Source organism: Tatumella sp. UCD-D_suzukii (genome assembly GCF_000611875.2).
Taxonomy (GTDB): Bacteria; Pseudomonadota; Gammaproteobacteria; order Enterobacterales; family Enterobacteriaceae; genus Tatumella; species Tatumella ptyseos.
Window position 1 is genome coordinate 1 of sequence record NZ_JFJX01000009.1, and the last position, 21,777, is coordinate 21,777.

The following is a 21,777-nucleotide window of genomic DNA, read 5'->3' on the forward strand; positions in this document are numbered from 1 at the left end:
GATAGCCGACCGGCCAAGCACCTCTGCCCCCGCTGGCAGCCGTGTCACCGACTGCATATGCGTCAAATGCACCGGGAAAGTGGCGGGTAAATTCTCCAGCAAAGGATCGGCCGCGGCAGAGGGAGTCAGGCTGACCGGTAAACATCCTGTTTCGCGAATGCAGTCAAGATACCCCACCTCGCCGCCCAGGGCATGAGCCATCAGCTGATGACCGTAACAGACACCCAACAGCGGCATCTCTGCGGCCATCGCCTGACGTATCCATTCTGCGGTGGCCTCACTCCACGGCAGCCGATCCGTCACCATATCCCAGGAACCGGTGATCACGGCCAGCCGCGCGGGATCCGGTGCCGGCAAGGCTTCCCCTTCAAATACCCGTACCACCTGAAGGGTAGATAACGGCCGGCCAATGGCCTGACTGAACCACTGCGGTAAATCCCCGTACTGCTGACGGATCGCAGCCGGGGGTGTCCCGGTCTGAATAATGATCACTGCTGACTGTGCCATAAAATTCCCTGTGTAACGGTTAACCCTGCGAATAGTAATAGCCGGAAAGCGCCATTATCACAACCGGCTTTCGACCCGGGCCGCCGTGTTCAGCGATGATCAACAAAAAAAGTGACACCGTCACTTAATTTCGCCGGAACTATGCAGTGAAAATAGCAACCTTCACGTCCGGCGAGACAGGTTTTAGCGGACAGGCTCCTGTATCCGCGTCGTGCAGGGCCGTACCGGCGGTAGTATTCTGAATACCGGGTATTTATTCACCGCCTCAGGAGGCATTTTCCTGCGGGGACTTTCCCCTTACCGGTAATCGTTCTATGATTAGGCCGAATTTTTATTATTTGGGCGTGTTATGAAAACAATTATTGAAGGGTTTCTGAACTTCCAGAAAGAAGTTTATCCGGAGCGTAAAGCACTGTTCCATAGCCTGGCATCCAGCCAGAATCCGAAAGCTCTGTTCATCTCCTGCTCAGACAGCCGTCTGGTTCCTGAACTGGTTACCCAACAGGAACCTGGCCAGTTATTTGTCATTCGTAATGCAGGCAACATTGTGCCGTCGTTCGGTCCGGAACCGGGCGGTGTGTCTGCCACCATTGAATATGCCGTTGTAGCACTGGGTGTCCGCGATATCATTATCTGTGGTCATTCGAATTGCGGTGCCATGGGTGCTATTGCCAAATGTCAGGATATGCACAGCATGCCGGCCGTCGAACACTGGCTGCGTTATGCCGATGCGGCAAAAGCAGTCGCAGATAATAACGAATATCCGGACGAAGAACATAAAGTCAGTGCGATGGTACGTGAAAACGTCATTGCACAGCTGAATAATATTAAAACTCACCCGTCAGTCGCTGTGGCACTGCGTAATAACAAAATCCGCCTGCACGGCTGGGTGTATGATCTCAGTTTACCTCCGAACCGATGCCAGTCCCCGGGAGCTATTCCGTGACCCGGTAAGGGTATCCCTCGATTCACTCTCCTTATTCGCCTTTCACACCGGCCCCTGCGCCGTTCGTATTACCGGCAACCTTATCCAGCCCCTTTCCTGCCCGGTGATAAGCACCCGCGCCTGGCGGCGCACCCTGAAAGCCCGTCTGTTATCCGTATTACCGCCGTCATTACCAGGTAACATCCCGGTCGGATACTCTGCGGTTTTTATACCTGAGGCTGGCAGCACAGTTGCCGTATCCTCTGCGCGCGGTTACCGGGGCATTGCGGGATAATTTCCCTTTTTTGCGGTCTCAGTTTAAGGTAGAGAAAATTAGCGGTTCATTTAGGGAGAATGCGATGAGTACACCGGTTGACCGATCGGCTCTTGATACACTGTTCCATCAGGCACGTACCCACAGTCACTGGCAGGATAAGCCCGTGACTGATGATATTCTGCAAAGATTGTATGAACTCACCCGCCTTGGCCCCACGTCGGCCAACTGCTCACCCGCCAGATTTGTCTTTGTGAAATCGGATGCCGGCAAAGAGGCACTGAAACCCGCCCTGTCTTCCGGGAATATCGAAAAAACGATGGCCGCCCCGGTCACCGTGATCGTGGCCTCTGATATGGCTTTCTATGAAAAGTTGCCGGGCTTGTTCCCGCATGCAGACGCCCGCAGCTGGTTCACCGGCAGTGAAAGTCTGGCACGGGAAACCGCTTTCCGTAACAGCAGCTTACAGGCCGGATATCTGGTCGTCGCTGCCCGCTCGCTGGGGCTGGATGTCGGTCCCATGTCAGGGTTTGATGCAGAGAAAATTAACGAAGTCTTCTTCCACGGGAGTGACTGGCAGGTCAATTTACTGATCAATATTGGCTACGGGGATGATTCGAAACTGCATGGCCGCTTACCACGTCTGGATTTCGACGACGCCTGCCGCTTTGCCTGATAAAACACCTCCCGGATCCGCGATCCGGGAGATTTCCTGTAACAATACGCACAGCTCATTCCAGTAGGATAATCGCAACAGCCGCTGCTGTTTACTTCTGTTCATCATCTGTCCATGCCGGGTCAATATACCCCGGACCGATGCCGTATAATCCCATAATCGGGATCATTGATTCGAGCAGCAGAGAACTGTCTCTTGCTCTTTCCGCCGACGGACTCCGCGTTGCCAGACCGGAGAGTCGTTTTAACTGCTGCCATAACCCGGATGCCATGATATTTTCCCCGCTGAGTTCTGATACCTACAGTTCAGCCTGAAAATCCCTTAAAGGGAAATATCAAATTTATCGCTATTAGGGACAAAAATCGCATTAGCGAAGCACGTATCCGGGGACAGCGTCAGATCGACCTGAGGCGGAATAACAATCTGAACCTCGTCGCAGTGACGCTGTTGCCGGGGGCCGGTAATTTTTCCCTGAATATCGGCAGTTTTACCCTGAGCAGTAAGAAATTTTCGGTGACGTTAATTAAGATTTAGTTAACTTTCTGCGATAGTATCCTGTACAGGCCCTTTTCCTTTTACTGAGGACACAATGTTCGATATCACCAGCTATAGCTTTTTTGTGTTATCTGTTTTTCTGCTGTCAGTCACCCCCGGCCCGGATATGGCTTATGTGATCGGACAAAGTGTGGTCAATGGCCGACGTGCCGGGTGCCTTTCTGCCAGCGGCGTTGCGCTGGGGAGCTGTACCCATGCGCTGGCCAGCACTCTGGGACTGACCGCGGTGATCGCCGCTTCGCCGCTAATGTTTACGATAGTGAAATTCCTTGGTGCTTTGTACCTGATCTTCCTCGGGGCAAAGATGATCCTGTCGACCTTCAGGAATCAGACCTCATCCCCTGCAGAAGCCGTCGCTCCGGTGACCGGTATCGCTGCCGGGAGTTTGCTATGTAGGGGATTTATTACCACGCTGACCAACCCTAAAGTATTACTTTTCTTTATCTCTTTCTTCCCGCAGTTTGTCACACCGCATGGCGCGCATCAGACCGCGTCTTTCCTGATCCTCGGCATGACCTATGCCCTGGTCGCCTTTATGGTCGATATCTCCTGCGCACTGCTGGCAGGCGGGGCTTCTGATAAATTCGCGGGAAATCAGCGTTTACAGCGGATGATGGACAGGATAGTGGGGACCGCATTTATCGGTTTAGGGATCCGTCTGGCGCTGACCCGCCGTTAAGGGCATCCCCGGCAGCAGACGCCGGAAAGTTAACAAGGGAATGCCATGCATTCCCTTGTTGTTACGCGACCAAAAATGCGTGTCACGACAGGGAGTGATACGGGTATCAGTCCGTGCTGGCGGTACTGCCCCGACCTGCCCCCGCCTCCCGCACGCGGGGCAGTCTTTTCATCGCAAGTGATGCACATCCACGCAGCACAACATAGGAATGCAGAAACATTCCTGATCTGAACTATCGCTTATTCATCATCCGGCAGGTCGAAACAGTGCTGGATAAAGTCTGTCGCCTGTGCGACTCCCTCAGCAGAAATCGTATGCGGTACACCAGGCTGATAGAACGAGGTGACCTCCACGCCGTCCGCCGCCAATTGTTGCTCTGCCCGGCGGCTTTCGGTCCACGGGATCACCTGGTCGTCCTGACCGTGGATCAACAACACCTTAGTACCCGCGGCCGGATGCAGGGGCGGCGGAGAGGCGAGACGCCCTGAAAACGCGATAACGCCGGCCAGCGGCAATGCCGCCCTTGCCAGAGCGTCCAGAGACATAATACTGCCCTGCGAGAAGCCGGTCAGCAGCACTTCATCCTCAGACGTAATCTTGTACTGACGGAATATTTCCTGCAGAGTGGCGTCGAATCCGGCTCTGGCTTCCGCGATCCGCGCCGGGCGGTTTTCTTCCGTCACCCCGTTTACGCTGAACCACTGATAACCGGAACCCATGTCACACGGAAAAGGAGCATCCGGTGCAATACAGATCAGTTCCGGAAACGTCTCTGCCCAGAAATCACCTAACCCCTGCAGATCCGCACCATTACTGCCTACTCCGTGTAACAGAATTATAATTTTCTTACTCATAGTTGTCCTCTTACAATCCCGGGCCGGGTCAGCCAGACACGGCTGGCACACTGCCCGCCGGGTTAAGCGTGTCTTCGAATAATCGCGCTGTCGCTGTTTTGCCGCACCGGACGACAGATCTCCGGCCCTCCGTAAGACCGGACGCGGAGAACGGGCATCCGGGAAGTATACAGATGATGCAACGATGCGCATTTCAGATGCCCGGCTCGCGGTGACCCGCACGAAAATGCGGAACACCGTTTTGGGTCGCGGTGCCGGCGGCGGCAAGCGCCTTTCACCAGGAATGATTGTGCCGTATCCGCCAGTGTAGCAAAAACTTAAGTGAATGTTATCCGGCAGGCATCGGCGAAGAGGATCTTTGCCCTGTCCTCCGGGGAAACGGCTGTGGAAAGTCTGTGATTGTGGTTCGTGCAAGGGTTGATTCCACTGACCGGGACAGTCATAGATTTAACGTGTTTCCACCCGGCCATAGCGATCCAGCCTGCCTTCCGGTCAGAGAGGCAGGACTGCCTTGGGGGTTAAAGCTGAACACCGTTATTTTGCGGCGGAGCGCCCGCGGTCAGAGCCACGGGCGTGGCAGCATCAGAATCCTTCCAGCACAATTTTACCGCGTGAACGTCCGGTTTCTATCCTGCGATGCGCTTCGCGCAGGCTGGCGGCAGTAATTTTACCCGCATGTTCATCCAGGGTGGTCCGCAATGTCCCGTTATCAATCAGAGACGCAATATCATTCAGGATCTCATGCTGACGGCTCATATCTTCCGTCGTATACAGCGAACGGGTAAACATCAGTTCCCAGTGCAGGGAAATCGCTTTACGTTTCAACGGGATGGCATCCAGCGCTTTTGGGTCATCAATTAATCCCAGCCGCCCCTGCGGGGTCATTATCTCAATCAGCTGGTCATAATAATCGTCGGTATGAGTCAGGCTGGCCACATAATCGACAGAACGGATACCTTTCGCCGCCAGTTGTTCACTGAACGGCTGACGGTGGTCGATAACATGATCGGCACCGAGGGATTCAACCCACTGCTGTGTTTCCGGGCGTGAGGCGGTGCCGATCACCGTCAGGCCGGTCAGCCGGCTGGCCAGTTGTGTCAGAATGGAGCCCACCCCCCCGCCTGCACCGACGATCAACAGGCTTTTCCCCTGGCCCCCTCCGACCTGTAAGCGGTCAAAGAGTAATTCCCACGCGGTCAGGGAGGTCAGCGGAAGTGCGGCGGCTTCTGCGGCACTCAGGGTGGCCGGTTTGCGACCGGTAATACGTTCATCCACCAGATGATACTCTGCATAAGTGCCCGGGCGGATTAACGACCCCGCATAGAAGACTTCATCCCCCGGCCTGAATAATGTGACACTGTCACCTACGGCTTCCACCACACCGCAGGCATCCCAGCCAAGAACTTTGGGTGAGGACGGGTTATCACTCTGACGTACTTTAGTATCGATAGGGTTTACCGAGATGGCCTTAATTTTCACCAGCAGGTCATGACCTGAAGGCTGCGGTTTTTCCAGTTCAGTGTCATACAGCGATTTCGGGTCGGTTAGCGGTAAACCTGCCTGCTGATAAACGATAGCTTTCATTTGCACACTCCTCGGGTTGGCTTCGGGTCACAGTCTCTGCTGTCTGTCACCAGACTAGCCGACGGCCGGCAGCGGAAACAGTGCTTTTGCAGAGTAAGACTTTCACTATTTTTGTGAAAAAAGATACGATTACTGCCGGAAAACGGGACAATCTGGCCCGTCAGCATGGCACGGTAACGGAGGCAATAATGGTTCGCCCTGAAGATCTCGGGTTATTTCTGCGCGTGGCTGCACTGGGGAGTTTCTCCCGCGCGGCACGTGAGGCTGGCATCTTACCGGGCCAGGTCAGTGCGGCTATCCAGCGGCTGGAAACCCGGCTCAATACCCGGCTGTTTGCACGTTCCACCCGCAGCTTACGGCTGAGTGCGGAAGGGGAAAAATATCTGCCTTATGCGCAGGAAATTCTGTCAGTCATGCAGGCAGGTGAAGAGATCCTGCATCACCGTGACAACGAAATACGCGGCACCCTGCGTATTGCACTGCCTTCAGATTGCGGCCGCAACCTGCTGTTGCCCTGGATCAGTGATTTTTGCCGCGAACACAACGAACTGACATTACAGTTATCCCTGTCAGACCATATGAGTGATATTTTCCGCGACCCGGTCGATATCGCCATCCGTTACGGTATTCCGGATAATCGTCAGTACATCGCACAACCCCTGGCAGAAGAGAATCGCCGGGTACTGGTGGCCTCGCCGGATTATCTGGCGCGCTGCGGTCAGCCCCGCTCCCCTGAACAACTGGCTCAGCACACGTGCCTGCTCTATAGCCTCAATGGCCATATTTATGATAAGTGGGCATTTCCGCAGGCCGGAGGCATGCAGCGCATCGCGCTGACCAGTCAGTGGCTATGTGATGATGCCGATGTGGTGCGGCGCTGGGCGGTAGCGGGTCACGGTATCGCCTATAAGTCGTGGATTGATGTCAGTGAAGACGTGGTTGCCGGACGACTTAAGCTGCTGCTTACCGGTACCCGGGGAGAGCCCGCCCCGCTGTATCTGATTTGTCCGCACCGTAAAGAATTTTCACCGGCCATCCGCTTATTACGCAGCGAACTGAGCCGCCATCTGCAGGAAATCACCGGCAGACTGCCGGAGGCGCTGAAGCGGGCTTCTGCCCCCTGACATCATTAAATTACCTTAATCTTCCAACGATCCTTACCTAAGGTCTGTTGATTAACCGTCACCGGGGGATCCTTTTCGGGCTCCGTTTGGGAAACGGAAAATATTGTACGTTAAGGTTGTTTTTTGTACTGACTGACATCAACTGGCCGCAAATGACGATACTTCCCTTCTGCCAGTTTTTTGTTGGTTCGCCAGATATAGTCTCCTGTCAGATTAATATGTTCCCAGCCCAGTGGGGACAGGTGTGACAGAAATTGACCATTGAGTGGTAGTCCCTTCTTTTTCAACTGGTTACCTACATGAGAGTGGCTCAGGGAGGTGTGTGACTTAATAAGGGCGCTTCGTTAACGAAGTACGTTCAAGTCATTATGCGGAGCCTTTTTAAGTCCAGTAACTGTAGACTGAAATTTGTCAATGAATTGCAGGATTGCGTCTGATACGTCATCCCGGTGATAAAGGCGGGTACCGGTTCCACATTCTACAAACCCAAACGGAGCGAACAGATTACCCTGACGGATCTCCGGTTCAGCCAGAAACCAGGGCGCCACGACAACCCCCAGGCCAAACCGGGCGGCATCGAGCGCAAGAGAAAGACTTTCAAAGCGCAGTTCATCAACTACGGGTAGCATTTGCATTTGACAAGAAGTTCTACACCATTCATCCCAGGCACTTTCTCGGCTCAGGGCATGGCAAACTGTGATACCCTGAGCATGGCGTTCCAGATAGTTTCTTGATGCCACAAGGCCAATTTCATCTCTGAATAACATGACTTCTTTTAACCCTTCAGTTAAAGCAGGGATGCCACGTGAGAGATAAACATCGGTCGTGTTATTGAATAATGAATCTATAGTTGTCGTCGTGTTATACACTAATTGATATTCAGGAAATTCCGCACTGATTCTTTTTTGATTTTGTAGGAAGAGGTGGCGAAGTAAACTCCCAGAGCAACCAATGTTTATCTTTGTCACTGCTTTTGTGTTTTTCTTGAGAGTCTGAACCTGATCTTCAAGTAATGAAAAGACTATTTCACAGGTTTTCTTTAATTCAATACCATGTCTGGTTAATTCAACACCGTCACGTGACCGAATAAATAATTTCACACCCAACCAATCTTCAAGCTGTTTTATTTGTAGGCTAATAGCTCCTTTTGTTAGATGATTATCACTTGCTGCCTGAGAAAAACTACTACATTGCGATGTCCAAAAAAATATCTTCAGTGAATTTAATGGGGGAATTTGTTTCATTTTGTTCGTATAGATTTACTAAACATAGCGTCAAGTATAACTAGCTTGCGTTTATTTATCAAGTATAGATAATTACCCCCAGAATCAATCTGGGGGATCAATGATAGAGGCCATTTCTACTGAAATTGAAAATATTGCTGCATTTAAACATAATATAGTTAATGCAGTTGGGGTGTTTGGTAGTGCCAGAATCAAGGAAAGCGATAATTACTACCAGCAGGCAAAAGAAGTAGCTCGGAGGTTGGTCGAGCATGGTTATCAGGTCATCACAGGTGGCGGGCCTGGTATCATGAAAGCTGCAATAGAAGGTTCTCAAATTGCGGGAATGAAATCAATTGCTCTTAATATACGTTTACCTTTTGAAAGTGACATTCTCCCTCAGAAAAAACTATCTCTTGATTTTAAGTATTTTATGACTCGCAAACTGGCATTTGCGCAATACTGTGATGCTTTTATTGCTATGCCGGGAGGATTTGGGACTCTAGATGAATTGTTTGAAATGCTGACACTCATACAGACAGGGAAAATGAGCCGTAAACCAGTATTCCTGCTTGGTTCTGAATTCTGGCGAAATGGAATCGCATGGCTTAGGGAACTCCGAGATTCAGGGTTAATTTCTGCAACAGACCTGGATAACATTTTTATTACTGATTCAGCCGATGATGTACTAGATAAACTAGAGAGGAACAAAAATGACCAATAATGAACAACTGGTCATGTTTGCAGGGGGGCGTGACAGCACCCTGGTGGCCGTCCATCTGATGCTTCAAGGAATCCCTGTACATCTCTACACAGCCAGTAGCGGGTGTTCATTACATCGAGGGATCCTCTCACATCGCGTTGAGGAGTTGCGGAACAGGTTTGGTCAGCTTGTGGTTTGCCGCCACATTGAAGATATCAGTGGCACTTTTCGCTCGCTGGCAATTGAAACGTTGGAATCAGATATTCTCGAAGATCGAAAAAACCTGGTATTATTGGGTGAAAAAATCGCCATCCACGCGCATATTATTGACTATTGCAAACGCAATGGCATTTCTGTTATCAACGATGGGATTACCCATTATCAGAAAGAATTCCCTGAGCAGCGCCTTGTTGCCAAAGAATATTTTGTCGACTTTATAAAATCCTATGGGATTGAATATCATAGCCCTATCTATCAGTTCGCAAAATCTCAGGATGAAGTCAAATACCGCCTGCTCCAGGCAGGAATTTCCACTAAATCTCTAGAGGGATTATCCGTATTTGCGGATAGTTTCACTCCGGCATCAGATGATGTAATTATGAATTACCTGAAGCGCAAAGAGGAAAAGTGCAGAGATATTATTTAGTTTTTGACTGGTGGGATTTGTGGCGTTGCTGCGTGATTTATTAAATAGATAAATGTGCTTGCGCACATATAAAGGTTTGAATGGCTGTGTGTAATGCGGTTTTAGTTACTGGTAATTAATAGATTTCGATCCACAGTTAATTAAAACTATTGTTCTTAACCTCTCGATTAATTACACCTTCAGTCTTATGCAAATGAAGTCAGTGTCTAGTGTGGCTATACGCAGTCATTTAATGTTTTTTGATACGAGAAATTCTATTATGATTATTAAATTTGCTGCCATTATTATTAGAAATGGCAAGATTTTGTTGGTCAGAAAGAAAGAAACAAACATTTTTATCTCTCCTGGTGGAAAACCTGATTTTGGTGAGGCCGCCGAAGATTGTCTCCGCAGAGAGATTCATGAAGAAATTGGCGTTACTTTGCATAACGCCGTTAGGTTCCGTACCGATTATTCTGTGTCTGCTTTTGAGCAGGAACCAATAAAAATTGTATCCTATCTGGTCGAGGTCAATGGTGAGCCCGTTCCATCATCAGAGATCGAAGAACTACGTTGGGTGTCATTCGAAGATATCGACAACTTACATGTCGGAAGCATCTTCCGTGACGCGGTTATTCCTGCGTTGAAAGCCGGAAATCTAATTGAATGAATAGCGAGCTTGATGATTCAGCTATCAATGCTTCATTATTTCCTTCTGATAGCTCGTACTGTACACATTATTTCCGGGCGCTCGGGCATTGCAGAAATGAAATAAAAAAACGACTCAGGATGGCGCTGTCAATTCCTCACGAAGATATTTTCCTCCTGTCCAACTCTACACATTGTTTACTGACAGTATTGCACGGGCTGAGTGCCCAGAGTAGGACGCTATCCATTGAAGCTGGATGCTATCATCCTTACCGGATGTTACCCCAGCCATCTTACGGGCAATCTGTACCGCTTATCACACACATTAGCCCTGATAGCGGCAATGTAGCTTGTATTCATCAAAAAGCTGTCGTTGTGGATGCGGCTCAGTCAATTGGAGTGGTTTGCCATCATTCAGAGGCATTTTCTGCCGATGTGGTTTTCTTTCCGCTGCATAAACATTTGGCCTTGCTGACTGGGGTCGGTGTGCTCTGTGTCAGAAAGCGATATGAATACGAAACGGTGCGAAAAACTGCGCAGATCGCTGAATCAGGGACGGTGAATAATGTTGTATTACAGGCATTGCTGGAACGTCTTACAACCAAACCGTTACTGTTCAATATTGCCATGTTCAGTCTCACGCCTGCGCAGGCAGAGAGCCTGACTATGCTCGGCTTTGAACCTGTAACACAACTGTATTCGCAAACACCTTTTCTGGTCGTCAAAACTAGTTCTGGACACCTACTACCAGAATACCTTGTGAATAATTTTAGTTTGAAAATGTTGGATGCTAACCATTGGCGGATAAGTTGTTATATTCCGGGAACACTGGATTCACCCCCAAAGGAATGCGCCTCTCTTCTCATCAATGTCCTCAGGAGTAAATTGTGAATAAAGATACGACTAATGGCCGTGGGTATATTTTTGCTTCGATCGGAGGTTTTGTTTTAAGTTTTGACACGGTGTTATTGAGAATAATTAACCTGCCCGCCACAGATATTGCTTTCTGGCGTGCTATCGCACTGTCACTGCCTGTACTCTGTCTTATTATCTATCGATACTGCCGTTATCGGCAGGTCCCTGATCGAGAAAGCTTGTTTGGTCGAGACATGTTGTTGTCTGCATTTTTCTACGGATTGTCGTCGGTGCTTTTTCCTATGTCGGCCATGATGACTTCGATTGCTAATATGCTGTTTATCATCAGCACAGCACCATTATGGGCTGGAATATTGGGTTGGATTTTTCTGCGAGAGTCCGTTAATAGAGTAACCAGCCTGGCTTTTATTATTTCCCTGACTGGCGTATTTATTGTTATCTCTGGAACCGGCAAGCAATTATCGTTCTCTCCATCAATTGGAGACCTTACTGCTCTTCTGACTGCTATTTCGATGGCGGCAGCGTTTGTTGTAGGAAGAAGTAGTCAGAATGATCTTTCCCTCTCGCCTTCTGTGGGGGCGATTATTGCTGCGCTCATTTTGTATGTCAGATTTGATATTACGGTCCTGTTACCACCCCGGACTCTATTGTTGGTTATTTTTGAAGGTTCTGTGGTGGTCTTTCTAGCTTTAAGCCTGATTGCAAAGGCATCGCGATTTATTCCGTCATCACATCTGGGATTATTTCTTCTACTGGAGACAATTCTGGGGCCACTGTGGATTTATCTTACTTTTGGTGAAACTCCAAGATTGTCTGCATTGATAGGTGGGGCGGTAATATTTATAGCTCTCCTTTTGAACAGTGTGTATTCTTTATGGATGTTGAAGAGGGGAAATTGATGAGTTATTAAGGGCTCAGTTTGGGGAACGGAAAATATTGCACGTTAAGACTAATTTTAACCTCTCCTACCCATTCACCTGTGTGTGATAGATAGCATGTGCCATCAGCAATCATCAGGGAAGGTAATGAGACCCAGTATCCGAGCGAAGATTGTGAAAGTATGTGAAGCTAAGATTGCGGCGAAAGGGGATGATGTTGGCGTGTCATTTTATGCTTTCTTTGCCAACAAGAATGATGACCCGGAATTACTCATGGAAGTAGCCCAATGGTGGATCATGGAAATGAAACTGGACCATTTTGAGAAAGCCAGAAAAATCATATCTCTCGTATAGATCTGTCACCCCGCTTTTGATCGGCTTTCTCGGTGCAGTGCCTGAATTCGACATATTTGAGAGGGACTGTAGCCCGTAGCATCGGCTGTTTCACGGATACTTAGCTTTTTCACCTGGCGGTAGTAGAGCACTTTCTGGTGCCGCTCCTGATCCGCCTGTTTCCCCCGATATTTCCCTAAATTATGCGCTCGTTCAATTCCCTGTTTTTGCCTCTGTCGGCGGCTTAGCCAGTCTTTGTGCGACATCGCGGCCATCAGATCGATAAGCATGTTATTGATGGCGGTTATCACAGCGCGGGTGATCGGATCAGCCTGTGAGGGCTCTTTTTCTGACAGCGCCTGCCATGAAGTGGGGACATCCAGGCTGACAATTCGCAGTTCGTGTTGTTCGATCTGCTTTTTCAGCGTCATCCAGTCGGTGTTGCTCAGGCGGGTCAGACGGTCTATCTGCTCAACCAGCAAAATATCATTACGGTGACTGTCCATTAGCAAGCGTCCCAGCTCCGGGCTGTCAAGTTTTGTCCCGCTGATATCGTCCGTTCCCTGTCCGATTTCTATGCCCGGTACCCACACGGATAATCCGGACGTTTACTGTGTTCTCTTAGCCCTTCCCCGCCCCTGCGACGGGCGGGGAAGCGAGGCCCGGCTCACTGAGAGCGTACCAGGCGGGGACTCTGATATCTGTAACAGTAAAAATAGTCAGTTTCTGTGCGCTCTGTAGCTTCAATTTTGTCGTACAAAGCCAGGGCTGGAGTATTATTTTTTAAGCAGTTCCAGCTCAGTGTTTTTCCGGCCCCGGTACTGTCAATTAAAGAGGTCATTAACCGGTAACCATACCCCCTCCTCTGAAATTGCCTGAAGATAACTAACAGCGAAATTTTTATGTTTTCGTTTTCTGCCTGCCGGTGAATGATGCCTGCTTTTACGTCATCAATGATAACCCAGCGAAAGTCTTCACGCCGGAGAGCACGGCTAAACCCCTGCTTCTGAAATTGTTCATCCCAGCCAAAAAGGTCCTGTATAAAAGGCTGCATATGCTCTTTATAGACCTCAAACAGATCCATTTGCGGATCCACTTTCTGATATTTTACAGCCATTACGCGGGTCCTCACTCAACTCCGGGAGTAATTGATATTTGTTCTTATAAGCATCACAGATAACAGGTGCCACGGCTTTCCAGCCTGATTTTCTTCAGTGATAGCCTACAGATCACTGCAAATTAATAAAACTCCATACCTTCATACGGTTCAGCCAGGCAGGCACTCAGACGGCTTTTCAGATCACCATCGTGGATTTCGAGCTTGTGCCCGTCAGGGTCCAAAAAATAGACGGACTTTCCTTCACTCTTATTTATCTTCCACTCGGTTACGCGTTCCCTGTGATGGCGATAGCTCTGTTTGTAAATTCAGAGTGTAGGCTAAAACAGAGGGGTAAGGTGTGTCATTCCGCAGAGTCACACACCTTATCGCCACTCCTTCTGTCCGGGCCGCACGCCAGAAAGCAGCGAACGGCAACCGTATCAGCCTCCTGCCGGGGTAACCCTTTAGTACCCCCAGCTTCCCCCGGGTCAGGGGCCGTTTATCTGCCAGACTGTTCAATAATCGGTCGAGCGGGTCAGTGATTCCCAGTCATCGATTTCCTGGCCTAATGCCGCCAGTTTCTGACGAACTAAGCTTAGGGCATCACTGCCTAATAACAGATGCGTAGGCGGCGTCTGGCTGTCGATTAATGTCAGTATGGCATGCGCCGCTTTCACAGGGTCGCCCAACTGCTTACCGCTTTTTTCCTCACGTGCCTGACGAATAGGATCAAATGACGCGTCATAGTCCGGGAGTCTGCGGGCACTGCGTACCATCGATCGGCCTGCCCAGTCGGTACGGAACGAGCCTGGCGCGACCGCCGTCACATGGATGTTGAACGGCGCAAGTTCTTTGCTTAAGGTCTCTGAGATCCCTTCCAGAGCAAATTTACTGCCGCAGTAGAAGCTGATCCCGGGCATGGTAATAAAGCTGCCCATTGAAGTGATATTGATAATATGACCGCGGCGTCGCTGGCGCATGCCTGCCAGTACGGCTTTGATCATCGCCACGGCACCGAACACATTAACGTCAAACTGGTGGCGCATCTCAGCGAGCGAAGATTCTTCCATGATGCCTTCATGACCGTAACCGGCATTATTGACCAGCACATCCACCGGACCGATGGCAGATTCCACCTCCGCCACCACCTCATCAATACGCCCGAAATCTGTGATGTCCAGCAGCCTGCCGTAGGCGTGTGTATGCTGTGCTTCGAAAGCCTCCAGTGCCTGCTGGCTGCGCACGGTGCCAATGACCCGATGGCCTGCCGCAAGGGCTTCCTGTGCCAGTGCCCGCCCAAAGCCACTGCTGACGCCGGTAATTAAAATCGTTTTTGCAATTGTCATAATGCCCCCCATGAACAGTACAGGTTGCAGGATATTCTGCGTTCTGCGAGATTATCAGACCGTATCTTCTCTTTTTCTTGCCTGATTTTATGAGGGACTGTCATGTCCGGCATCATTCCCCTTGCTAAAGCTCTCGCGCCGCTGGAGGGTTATAACCTCACGGCGTTACCTGACGTACGAATTTTACGTGCCGACCGCCCTCTTTCAAAAACACCGGTGCTCTACGACCCGGGGATAGTGATTGTCTGTCAGGGCAGTAAACGCGGCTATTTTGGCCGACAGACCTATGTGTATGATGAACTGCACTACCTGGCGGTTTCGGTGCCGGTCCCGTTTGAGATGGAAACCCGGGCATCTGCAGAACATCCGTTACTGGCAATGTATATGCATCTGGATTTTCAGCTGGCCGCTGAACTGATATTGCAGATTCAACAGCATGGCGCATACCCTGCCGCCGCCGCACCGCAAAGCATGATATCAAGCCCGATGGACGCAACGGTAAACACTGCCGTTCAGCGTTTACTGGAGGTGCTGAACAATCCTGCTGAAGCGGCGATCCTCGGGCCGGGCCGGGTGCGGGAACTCTATTTCCGGGTGCTGACCGGGGCACAGGGCAATGCCATGCGTGCCGCACTGACCCTGCAGGGGCAATTCGGTAAAATCGGTAAAGTGCTGCAGCAGATCCACACGTCCTACGCCGGGGCGCTGACTCTCACTCAACTGGCGCTGGATGCCGGGATGAGTGTGCCGACGTTTCACAGTCACTTCAAAGCCATCACCCAAATGCCGCCGATGCAGTATGTGAAATCGGTCCGGCTTCACCAGGCCCGGATGCTGATGGTGCGTCAGAAAATCACGGCCGCGGCCGCAAGTTATGCGGTCGGCTATGAAAGTCCGTCACAATTTAATCGTGAGTTCAAACGCTTGTTTGGTCTGCCCCCGGCAAAGGAGATTAAACGCATGAAGCAGCACTTCGCCGTGCCGCCTGAGCAACCAGCATCGATATTTGTTTCTTCGCATTAAGGCAGAGGTTGATCTCCCCTGCCTGATACTCCCTGTGCTCAGGGCTCCTGCAGCCGCGCCAGCATACTGACCCTGCAAACGTAAATAATCGCGCACAATAACAGACTGAGCAGCATCGTACAGATAAAGACCCCTGCACCGGTTAACGCCAGCATGACCCCGCCGATTAATGGCCCGGCAGCAATCCCTAGTGTCGACAGCATTGACGCGCCAAGATAAGCCCCCCGATATTCTGCAGGCGCCAGTTGATCGAGCAAAATGTTCAGATTCGGCATCAGGATCGCTTCTCCGACACTGAACACCGCGGTCACCATCAGCCAGGGCCAGATATCCGGCGTACGTACACAAAAGAAACAAAGTTGTGACACCGCAAATATGGCCCCGCCCAAAAGAATACGTTTTGGCAGCGGAACATTTGTCAGAAATCGCGTCATAAAGGTCTGGAAAAACAGCACCGTACAGGCGTTTGTGACCAGTATCAGGGTGATCAGCCTGACCGCGGCATTACTGTTAAACCGCAGGATATACTGTGGCAGTATGGCTTCGTAGTGCATAAAAACGATACTGCACAGAATACTGCATAGCAGCGCCGCAATGTAGATTTTATCCCTGGCAATAATCCCGGTGACGGTGTGGATTTTAATCGTCACGTCGCTGCCCTGCTGTGGGTCCTTCTGTAATTTACCCGCAGGAATAAACAACAGCACATAGACGAAAAACGGAACATACGACAGCCCGGTGATCAGGAATGTCCCTTTCTGAGAGGTCAGCCCAAAGGCTATCCCGACCAGCGGACCAAATACCGCCGCGATGTTGATAAGGTAATAGCGCAGTTGCAGAGCAAGTGCACGGCGACGACGATCTCCCAGTAAATCACTCATCAGTGCACGCAACGGGGGATCGACCCATGCAAAGGAAACACCTATGATCATCAGGCCGATGATAAACAGTATGATGCCGGTTGCCTGCGCAAGAAGGATATATCCCAGCGCAGAAAACCCGCAGCCCAGCATCAGGATAACCCGCCGCCCGAGCCGGTCCGAAATATGTCCACCATACATACCGAGCACCGCCGAAAACACTGCGCTGCTGGTCATTGCCAGGCCGATGGCGATCGGCGACATATGATAATTCCGTGTCATGATGACGGCGATAAACGGCCAGGCCATAAAATAACTGAAACGGATCACCAGCGTAAAAAAGAGCAGCGAGTGAACAGCTACCGGAAACGTTTTCAGCGTACGGAATAATCCAGGGGCGGGCCCCTCTTCAGCAGCAGAACTGGTTGTCATAATCTATCCTTTTTATAATTTTAATTTGTCAGAGTGCGGTCACAATTAACTCACTCAATATTAATAAGATTATTCCCCATCACCCGCAATATAAATATGAGTGCCCGGTTTGATTCACACGATAATAAGGTAAAGATCACTGATGGAAGAGCAATGTACGGGAAGCCATTGAGTCGTGAATACAATTCGGTGATTACTGCTGTTATAAACAGTAGTCCGCTACCGGGGAGGGGCTGACGGGGAGACTTACCCCCCCTCTGAACGTCTGTACGCCGAAAATCTCTCCGGTGCCAGCCCGGGTGACTCGCCTGTGGGTTGCGGATTGCGGGTTGCGGGTTGCGGAAAAAATATTGCTGCCAGCCGATAACGTCAGGCTAATCATTTAACCGCCGGTGTTTCTGTTGAAACCGGCGAATACCGGTATCAGGCGGTAACTGATACCGGCGAGATAACGTTATCTGCATCAGTCAGCCGGTTATCACTCCCGGCGAGGATCCGGGAAAAAGTCTGCACCATGCACATAAAGATCTGCCCGCGCAGTTGTTACCTGATACGTTTTTCCATGCGGGCACTATTTTCTGTTGCAGAGTAAAAAGGGTTTAGCCCATAGTGATGATTCGCTGAATCAGCCTCTGAAGGAGAGTAATAGTCATGACATTGACCACCGGCGTACATCACATTGGTTTAACGGTATCAAACCCCGAAGAAAGCGCTGAGTTTTTCACCCGCCTGCTTGGCTGGGAGGTAGTGAAAAGACTCGACGATTATCCGGCCATCTTTGTAAAAGATAAGCAGATAATGATTACGCTGTGGAAAACGCAGACTGAAGCGCCCGTTAACTTTAACCGCAAAACAAATATCGGATTGCATCACCTGGCCTTAAAGGTTAACAGCAGGGAGGAACTGTTGCGGGTTTATGCGCGATTAAAAGAAAATAATATCGAAATAGAATTTGAACCCACACTCTGTGGTGAAGGGCCATCAATGCATATGATGTGCTATGAACCCGGCGGGATACGTATCGAGTTTTATTGTGCGGAGTGATTTACCGGTCTCTGCGCAGCATCCTGCCAGGGATTCAGGGTTTACTGTCTGTGATTAACGGTGGCCCTTCCCTGGGTCACCCAGCCCGGCTCCCTTCCTTTCACCGCTGACTCTGCCTGTCTGTCGGTTCAATGGCCCCCACTATAACCGTACTGAGTGACTCACCGGAGACCCGATATATACAAAAACTTACAGCAAGTCACTATTTGCAATAAGGTGCGCCGTAGTGTTATGTTATTACATAACAAAACATAACCCAGGGTTTTTGATGAATAACCGTTCCCCGGATTCGATTCCCGTTCTTGACGTCAAAAACGTCAAAGTCTCCAGCGGTCATGATGTGCTGGTCAACGAATGCAGTTTTTGCCTGTACGGGGGCGAACGCGTATGTATCATTGGTTCATCCGGCTCGGGTAAGTCGCTGACTGCAAAGGCTATCATCGGCATCCTGTCAGCAGAACTAACCTTTCAGGGAAGTATCCGTATTAACGGAACCTGTGTCGGCGGAGTTCACCCTTCCCGAAGACCTCAACACGCACGGGTTTCAGCCGTCTTTCAGGACTCTTCTGCCGCGCTGAATCCGTTGATGCCCGTGGGTTCCCAGCTTAAGTTGGTGCTGAACGCGGAGTGTAACGCAAAGCTGCCAGCATTACTGGATGCGCTACAGCTGGGCGATATTCCGCAGTTACTCTCCCGTTATCCTGCGGAGCTCTCCGGGGGACAGCGTCAGCGCATCTGCATCGCCATGGCTCTGATGGCAAATAACCGTTTACTGATTGCTGATGAACCGACGACGGCGCTGGATGTGATCAACCAGCAGCACGTTCTGCAGGTACTGAGTCACCGTTCAGCCCTGGTTGATCCCCCTGCTCTGCTCTTTATTACTCACGATATCGCCGTGGCTACTCAGTTGTGCGAGCGGGGTATCGTGATGGAAAAGGGGCAGATTGTGGAACGTGGCACAATGGCTCAGCTCCTGAATGCGCCGCAACATCCGTATACCCGCAAACTGGTACAGGCAGCACGCGCGGCTGAACGGGTGTTGAGGGTACATCCCGGTGAGGCACTCGCCGGATGAGCACGACTTTACAGACTGCCTCTCATGCTTTCATTGAGGTCGACAGGATTTCCCGTTACCGCAACCGGCACGCATTCCCCTGGCAGAAGGCCACATCTGCAAACGCTATTCTTGATGATTTTTCATTAACGTTGCACCCGCATGAACGTGTGGGTCTTCTCGGGTGTTCGGGATGCGGAAAATCGACGCTACTCAGAGCTATCATGGCGCTCGATGTGGTCGATAGCGGAGCGGTATATTGCAACGGGAAGCGGGTCAGGCCGGGTCCGGCCCGCACATTACGCTGGTATCGCCGGCAGGTTCAGTACCTTCCCCAGGAACCCGCCAGCACGTTGCCTCCGGCAATGCGCGTCCGGGATATCCTCAACGAGCCGCTGAGACATTTAGGCCATCACCGTCACGCGTCTTCCGATCTTGCCGCATCTCTTGAACAGGTGGAGCTCAGCCCGAAGATCCTCGATAAGCATGCAGGCTCTCTTTCAGGGGGCCAGGCCCAGCGGGTCGCGCTGGCAAGGGCGCTGATCATTAAGCCTGATTTCCTGCTGGCTGATGAGCCGGTCAGTGGTCTTGACCTTCCTCTGCGGGAACAAATCAAATCGTTGCTTTTGCGAATGACTGAAGAGAACCGCATGGGCCTGCTGGTCGTTTCCCATGATATTTCTTTGCTGGCCGGGTTATGTGACAGAACGCTGGTCATGGAGGCGGGTGAAATCATTGAGGATCGGCCAACTCCGGAAATGCTGCATTTGCCACATCATCCGCATACGTGCCAGCTCCTGAACGCGGTACCGGGTCTGTTTTCTCCGGTCCTTCCCGCGGACAGGGATGAATACACACCAAAACCTGGCGGTAGCTTCAATACCACGGCTCTGCATATCAATAAGGATACACATGAATACGGGTAAAACCTTCCGGCCTGTTTGTGGACTCTTGTCAGCGACCTTATTACTTACCGGCTGTTTTAATGAACCGCAGGATCAATCGGCCAGTGGCAACGAAGGCAGGATCAGAGTGGCACATCTTCAGCCACCACGTTCCGGCCTGACGCCGCTCAGTGATGATGCGTTCAAGTTATCGCGCTGGGGCACAGCAGAGACGCTGGTCGTCCTCGATAGTGCCGGTGAAGCGCAGCCGGCACTGTCGATAAAATGGCAGCAAATGAACGATACAACCTGGCGCTTTGAACTGCGCCCGGACGTCAGGTTTCATGACGACAGTAGACTGACGGCACAGGTGGTTGAAAATGCCCTGAACGTTGCGGCGAGCGCCACACCAAAACCCCGTATCCTGGATGGTGTCAAACTCACGGCGAAAGCAGAGGGGAATAACACAGTACTGGTGACAACGGAGACCAAAGACGCCCTTCTGCCTCAACGTCTTTCCAGCCCTCAGCTGGCGATCCTGTCTCTGAATGCCTACAAAGAAAATGGCGTGGTGGATCCTGTTAATACCGGGACAGGGCCGTTTATTTTACGTCGCGTGGATGGCACCAGCAGTGCATCACTTGACCGTTTCGAGGGCTACTGGAGTGAAAAGGCGAAGGCAAGCGGGATTGACGCCAGTTTTGTCCCGGACGGGACCGCGCGCGCGGCCGCATTACGTACCGGCACGGCGGATGTCGTTGAGGCGATCCCGGTATCTCAGGCTCCGCTGCTGGAACCGTCACTGGTGCATGAAGTGCCCATGCCAAGAACCAACACACTGTATCTCAACACGGCACGGGGTGTTATGAAAGATCCTGCGATGCGTGCCGCGGTACGCAACGCGGTTAACCGCCAGCAACTTGTCGATAATGTCTATGAAAAACACGCCGATGTTGCTCAGGGACTGCTGGGCCCGGCGTTACCCTGGGCGGCTGAACTGCGTAAACCGGTTGCAGACCCGATGGTTGCGGGTAAGCCCGCTGGAGCCACCCTCACGCTGGCAACGTTCAGCGATCGCCCGGAATTACCGGAAGTCGCGGTCTACCTCGCACAACAACTCACCGCTGCCGGCTTTACCGTGAAACAAGTGGTTCGTGAGTATGCTCAGATTGAAGCGGACGCGCTGGCTGGAAAGTTCGATGCGTTTATTCTTTCCAGGGAAACCGTCCTTGATTCCGGTGACCCGGTCGCCTATATGTACAGCGACTTTTCCTGCGAAGGTTCATTCAATATTTCTCAGTTATGCCGCCCTGAAATTGATGCTGCGTTAATCAAAGCCGGTGAAATACCTGCCGGAGAGGCCCGTCGCCAGGCCATTATGGAGGCCGAAAATCTTATCCTGGCCAGTGATGCCGCCATTCCGATGCTGCATGAGCGGGTTATTCAGGGGGAAAGCGCGGTACTGAAAAATGTGCAACGCGACCCTCGCGAACGTACGCTCATCGACGGCAAGACGCAGTTAGTCTCCGGCGACCAGAATACTATCGCGCTGTAATTGAGGCTATTAA

The 21,777-nt window shown here is 51.1% G+C and carries 23 protein-coding genes and 3 pseudogenes; 15 read left to right on the forward strand and 11 right to left on the reverse strand.

Annotated features, from left to right (window positions below):
- Nucleotides 1-507, reverse strand: a 507-nt coding sequence (locus CG67_RS03695; protein ID WP_038024667.1) for a glutamine amidotransferase, incomplete at its 3' end; no start/stop codon positions are given.
- A 349-nt stretch (nt 508-856) separates the two neighbouring features.
- Here CG67_RS03695 and CG67_RS03700 point away from each other — a divergent pair.
- Both CG67_RS03700 and CG67_RS03710 read left to right on the forward strand, forming a co-directional pair.
- Nucleotides 857-1,453, forward strand: a complete 597-nt coding sequence (locus CG67_RS03700; protein WP_025901643.1) for a carbonic anhydrase — start codon at nt 857-859, stop codon at nt 1,451-1,453.
- A gap of 338 nt (nt 1,454-1,791) precedes the next feature.
- Complete coding sequence (locus tag CG67_RS03710) at nt 1,792-2,382, forward strand: malonic semialdehyde reductase (RefSeq protein ID WP_025901645.1); 591 nt, start codon at nt 1,792-1,794, stop codon at nt 2,380-2,382.
- Nucleotides 2,383-2,473: 91 nt separating this feature from the next.
- Here CG67_RS03710 and CG67_RS03715 read toward each other — a convergent pair whose 3' ends face one another.
- The gene (locus CG67_RS03715) at nt 2,474-2,653 is read right to left on the reverse strand and encodes a hypothetical protein (protein ID WP_025901646.1); all 180 of its coding nucleotides are present in this window, start codon (nt 2,651-2,653) and stop codon (nt 2,474-2,476) included.
- A 318-nt stretch (nt 2,654-2,971) separates the two neighbouring features.
- Here CG67_RS03715 and CG67_RS03720 point away from each other — a divergent pair, with 318 nt between their 5' ends.
- Nucleotides 2,972-3,616, forward strand: a complete 645-nt coding sequence (locus CG67_RS03720; RefSeq protein ID WP_025901647.1) for a LysE family translocator — start codon at nt 2,972-2,974, stop codon at nt 3,614-3,616.
- 239 nt (nt 3,617-3,855) lie between these two features.
- Here the strand turns inward: CG67_RS03720 and CG67_RS03725 are convergent, their stop codons facing one another.
- Nucleotides 3,856-4,470, reverse strand: coding sequence for an alpha/beta hydrolase (locus CG67_RS03725; protein WP_025901648.1), 615 nt, complete (start codon nt 4,468-4,470; stop codon nt 3,856-3,858).
- Between the two features lie 582 nt (nt 4,471-5,052).
- Nucleotides 5,053-6,054 carry a zinc-binding alcohol dehydrogenase family protein gene (locus tag CG67_RS03730; protein ID WP_025901649.1) on the reverse strand — a complete coding sequence of 334 codons (1,002 nt, stop codon included), beginning with the start codon at nt 6,052-6,054 and terminating at the stop codon, nt 5,053-5,055.
- A gap of 188 nt (nt 6,055-6,242) precedes the next feature.
- Between CG67_RS03730 and CG67_RS03735 the strand changes: the two genes are divergently transcribed.
- Entirely contained in the window at nt 6,243-7,178 is a 936-nt protein-coding gene (locus tag CG67_RS03735) for a LysR family transcriptional regulator (RefSeq protein WP_025901650.1), read from the forward strand.
- Between the two features lie 110 nt (nt 7,179-7,288).
- Here CG67_RS03735 and CG67_RS18010 read toward each other — a convergent pair.
- Nucleotides 7,289-7,465, reverse strand: a pseudogene (locus CG67_RS18010) (Tn3 family transposase); the annotation flags it as partial.
- 57 nt (nt 7,466-7,522) lie between these two features.
- A complete protein-coding gene (locus CG67_RS03740; RefSeq protein ID WP_025901651.1) occupies nt 7,523-8,422 on the reverse strand; it encodes a LysR family transcriptional regulator in 900 nt (299 codons plus the stop codon).
- A 100-nt stretch (nt 8,423-8,522) separates the two neighbouring features.
- On the opposite strand from CG67_RS03740, the gene CG67_RS03745 reads away from it, so the two are divergent.
- The 6 genes from CG67_RS03745 (at nt 8,523) to CG67_RS03770 (ending at nt 12,485) form a co-directional block, all read left to right on the forward strand.
- Nucleotides 8,523-9,125, forward strand: a complete 603-nt coding sequence (locus CG67_RS03745) for a TIGR00730 family Rossman fold protein (protein ID WP_025901652.1) — start codon at nt 8,523-8,525, stop codon at nt 9,123-9,125.
- Nucleotides 9,115-9,750 carry a hypothetical protein gene (locus tag CG67_RS03750; RefSeq protein WP_038024670.1) on the forward strand — a complete coding sequence of 212 codons (636 nt, stop codon included), beginning with the start codon at nt 9,115-9,117 and terminating at the stop codon, nt 9,748-9,750. Before CG67_RS03745 ends, CG67_RS03750 begins: the two co-directional genes overlap by 11 nt.
- Nucleotides 9,751-10,009: 259 nt before the next feature.
- A complete protein-coding gene (locus tag CG67_RS03755; RefSeq protein ID WP_025901653.1) occupies nt 10,010-10,399 on the forward strand; it encodes an NUDIX domain-containing protein in 390 nt (129 codons plus the stop codon).
- Entirely contained in the window at nt 10,396-11,268 is an 873-nt protein-coding gene (locus CG67_RS03760) for a DUF6024 family protein (protein WP_025901654.1), read from the forward strand. Before CG67_RS03755 ends, CG67_RS03760 begins: the two co-directional genes overlap by 4 nt.
- The gene (locus CG67_RS03765; protein WP_025901655.1) at nt 11,265-12,152 is read left to right on the forward strand and encodes a DMT family transporter; all 888 of its coding nucleotides are present in this window, start codon (nt 11,265-11,267) and stop codon (nt 12,150-12,152) included. The genes CG67_RS03760 and CG67_RS03765 overlap by 4 nt, the downstream gene beginning before the upstream one ends.
- A 126-nt stretch (nt 12,153-12,278) precedes the next feature.
- Entirely contained in the window at nt 12,279-12,485 is a 207-nt protein-coding gene (locus CG67_RS03770; RefSeq protein WP_025901656.1) for a DUF6500 family protein, read from the forward strand.
- A 5-nt stretch (nt 12,486-12,490) separates the two neighbouring features.
- Here the strand turns inward: CG67_RS03770 and CG67_RS03775 are convergent.
- The 4 genes and pseudogenes from CG67_RS03775 to CG67_RS03790 form a co-directional block, all read right to left on the reverse strand.
- Nucleotides 12,491-13,021 (reverse strand): annotated as a pseudogene (locus tag CG67_RS03775) (recombinase family protein); the annotation flags it as partial.
- Between the two features lie 110 nt (nt 13,022-13,131).
- A complete protein-coding gene (locus CG67_RS03780) occupies nt 13,132-13,581 on the reverse strand; it encodes a GNAT family N-acetyltransferase (RefSeq protein ID WP_025901658.1) in 450 nt (149 codons plus the stop codon).
- Between the two features lie 122 nt (nt 13,582-13,703).
- A pseudogene (locus tag CG67_RS18730) lies at nt 13,704-13,853 on the reverse strand (glutathione transferase); the annotation flags it as partial.
- Nucleotides 13,854-14,078: 225 nt separating this feature from the next.
- Complete coding sequence (locus CG67_RS03790) at nt 14,079-14,909, reverse strand: oxidoreductase (protein ID WP_025901659.1); 831 nt, start codon at nt 14,907-14,909, stop codon at nt 14,079-14,081.
- A gap of 102 nt (nt 14,910-15,011) precedes the next feature.
- Between CG67_RS03790 and CG67_RS03795 the strand changes: the two genes are divergently transcribed.
- Nucleotides 15,012-15,932: an AraC family transcriptional regulator gene (locus tag CG67_RS03795; protein ID WP_025901660.1), complete on the forward strand. Its 921-nt coding sequence runs from the start codon at nt 15,012-15,014 to the stop codon at nt 15,930-15,932.
- Between the two features lie 38 nt (nt 15,933-15,970).
- Here the strand turns inward: CG67_RS03795 and CG67_RS03800 are convergent, their stop codons facing one another.
- Nucleotides 15,971-17,224, reverse strand: coding sequence for an MFS transporter (locus tag CG67_RS03800; protein WP_025901661.1), 1,254 nt, complete (start codon nt 17,222-17,224; stop codon nt 15,971-15,973).
- Nucleotides 17,225-17,875: 651 nt separating this feature from the next.
- Between CG67_RS03800 and CG67_RS03805 the strand changes: the two genes are divergently transcribed.
- From CG67_RS03805 to CG67_RS03820, 4 genes are all read left to right on the forward strand, one after another.
- The gene (locus CG67_RS03805; protein WP_025901662.1) at nt 17,876-18,268 is read left to right on the forward strand and encodes a VOC family protein; all 393 of its coding nucleotides are present in this window, start codon (nt 17,876-17,878) and stop codon (nt 18,266-18,268) included.
- 268 nt (nt 18,269-18,536) lie between these two features.
- Nucleotides 18,537-19,346: an ABC transporter ATP-binding protein gene (locus tag CG67_RS03810; protein WP_084764907.1), complete on the forward strand. Its 810-nt coding sequence runs from the start codon at nt 18,537-18,539 to the stop codon at nt 19,344-19,346.
- Entirely contained in the window at nt 19,343-20,251 is a 909-nt protein-coding gene (locus tag CG67_RS03815; RefSeq protein ID WP_025901664.1) for an ABC transporter ATP-binding protein, read from the forward strand. The genes CG67_RS03810 and CG67_RS03815 overlap by 4 nt, the downstream gene beginning before the upstream one ends.
- Nucleotides 20,238-21,764: an ABC transporter substrate-binding protein gene (locus CG67_RS03820; protein ID WP_025901665.1), complete on the forward strand. Its 1,527-nt coding sequence runs from the start codon at nt 20,238-20,240 to the stop codon at nt 21,762-21,764. The genes CG67_RS03815 and CG67_RS03820 overlap by 14 nt, the downstream gene beginning before the upstream one ends.
- The last annotated feature ends 13 nt before the right edge of the window (nt 21,765-21,777 follow it).

What these genes read in the sequence shown, in the direction of transcription:
- CG67_RS03735 (WP_025901650.1), top strand. Translation starts at nt 6,243, where the DNA reads ATGGTTCGCCCTGAAGATCTCGGGTTATTTCTGCGCGTGGCTGCACTG.
- CG67_RS03805 (WP_025901662.1), top strand. Translation starts at nt 17,876, where the DNA reads ATGACATTGACCACCGGCGTACATCACATTGGTTTAACGGTATCAAAC.
- CG67_RS03780 (WP_025901658.1), bottom strand. Translation starts at nt 13,581, where the DNA reads ATGGCTGTAAAATATCAGAAAGTGGATCCGCAAATGGATCTGTTTGAG.
- CG67_RS03700 (WP_025901643.1), top strand. Translation starts at nt 857, where the DNA reads ATGAAAACAATTATTGAAGGGTTTCTGAACTTCCAGAAAGAAGTTTAT.
- CG67_RS03750 (WP_038024670.1), top strand. Translation starts at nt 9,115, where the DNA reads ATGACCAATAATGAACAACTGGTCATGTTTGCAGGGGGGCGTGACAGC.
- CG67_RS03710 (WP_025901645.1), top strand. Translation starts at nt 1,792, where the DNA reads ATGAGTACACCGGTTGACCGATCGGCTCTTGATACACTGTTCCATCAG.
- CG67_RS03720 (WP_025901647.1), top strand. Translation starts at nt 2,972, where the DNA reads ATGTTCGATATCACCAGCTATAGCTTTTTTGTGTTATCTGTTTTTCTG.
- CG67_RS03770 (WP_025901656.1), top strand. Translation starts at nt 12,279, where the DNA reads ATGAGACCCAGTATCCGAGCGAAGATTGTGAAAGTATGTGAAGCTAAG.
- CG67_RS03730 (WP_025901649.1), bottom strand. Translation starts at nt 6,054, where the DNA reads ATGAAAGCTATCGTTTATCAGCAGGCAGGTTTACCGCTAACCGACCCG.
- CG67_RS03740 (WP_025901651.1), bottom strand. Translation starts at nt 8,422, where the DNA reads ATGAAACAAATTCCCCCATTAAATTCACTGAAGATATTTTTTTGGACA.
- CG67_RS03815 (WP_025901664.1), top strand. Translation starts at nt 19,343, where the DNA reads ATGAGCACGACTTTACAGACTGCCTCTCATGCTTTCATTGAGGTCGAC.
- CG67_RS03810 (WP_084764907.1), top strand. Translation starts at nt 18,537, where the DNA reads ATGAATAACCGTTCCCCGGATTCGATTCCCGTTCTTGACGTCAAAAAC.
- CG67_RS03715 (WP_025901646.1), bottom strand. Translation starts at nt 2,653, where the DNA reads ATGGCATCCGGGTTATGGCAGCAGTTAAAACGACTCTCCGGTCTGGCA.
- CG67_RS03800 (WP_025901661.1), bottom strand. Translation starts at nt 17,224, where the DNA reads ATGACAACCAGTTCTGCTGCTGAAGAGGGGCCCGCCCCTGGATTATTC.
- CG67_RS03790 (WP_025901659.1), bottom strand. Translation starts at nt 14,909, where the DNA reads ATGACAATTGCAAAAACGATTTTAATTACCGGCGTCAGCAGTGGCTTT.
- CG67_RS03820 (WP_025901665.1), top strand. Translation starts at nt 20,238, where the DNA reads ATGAATACGGGTAAAACCTTCCGGCCTGTTTGTGGACTCTTGTCAGCG.
- CG67_RS03760 (WP_025901654.1), top strand. Translation starts at nt 10,396, where the DNA reads ATGAATAGCGAGCTTGATGATTCAGCTATCAATGCTTCATTATTTCCT.
- CG67_RS03725 (WP_025901648.1), bottom strand. Translation starts at nt 4,470, where the DNA reads ATGAGTAAGAAAATTATAATTCTGTTACACGGAGTAGGCAGTAATGGT.
- CG67_RS03755 (WP_025901653.1), top strand. Translation starts at nt 10,010, where the DNA reads ATGATTATTAAATTTGCTGCCATTATTATTAGAAATGGCAAGATTTTG.
- CG67_RS03745 (WP_025901652.1), top strand. Translation starts at nt 8,523, where the DNA reads ATGATAGAGGCCATTTCTACTGAAATTGAAAATATTGCTGCATTTAAA.
- CG67_RS03795 (WP_025901660.1), top strand. Translation starts at nt 15,012, where the DNA reads ATGTCCGGCATCATTCCCCTTGCTAAAGCTCTCGCGCCGCTGGAGGGT.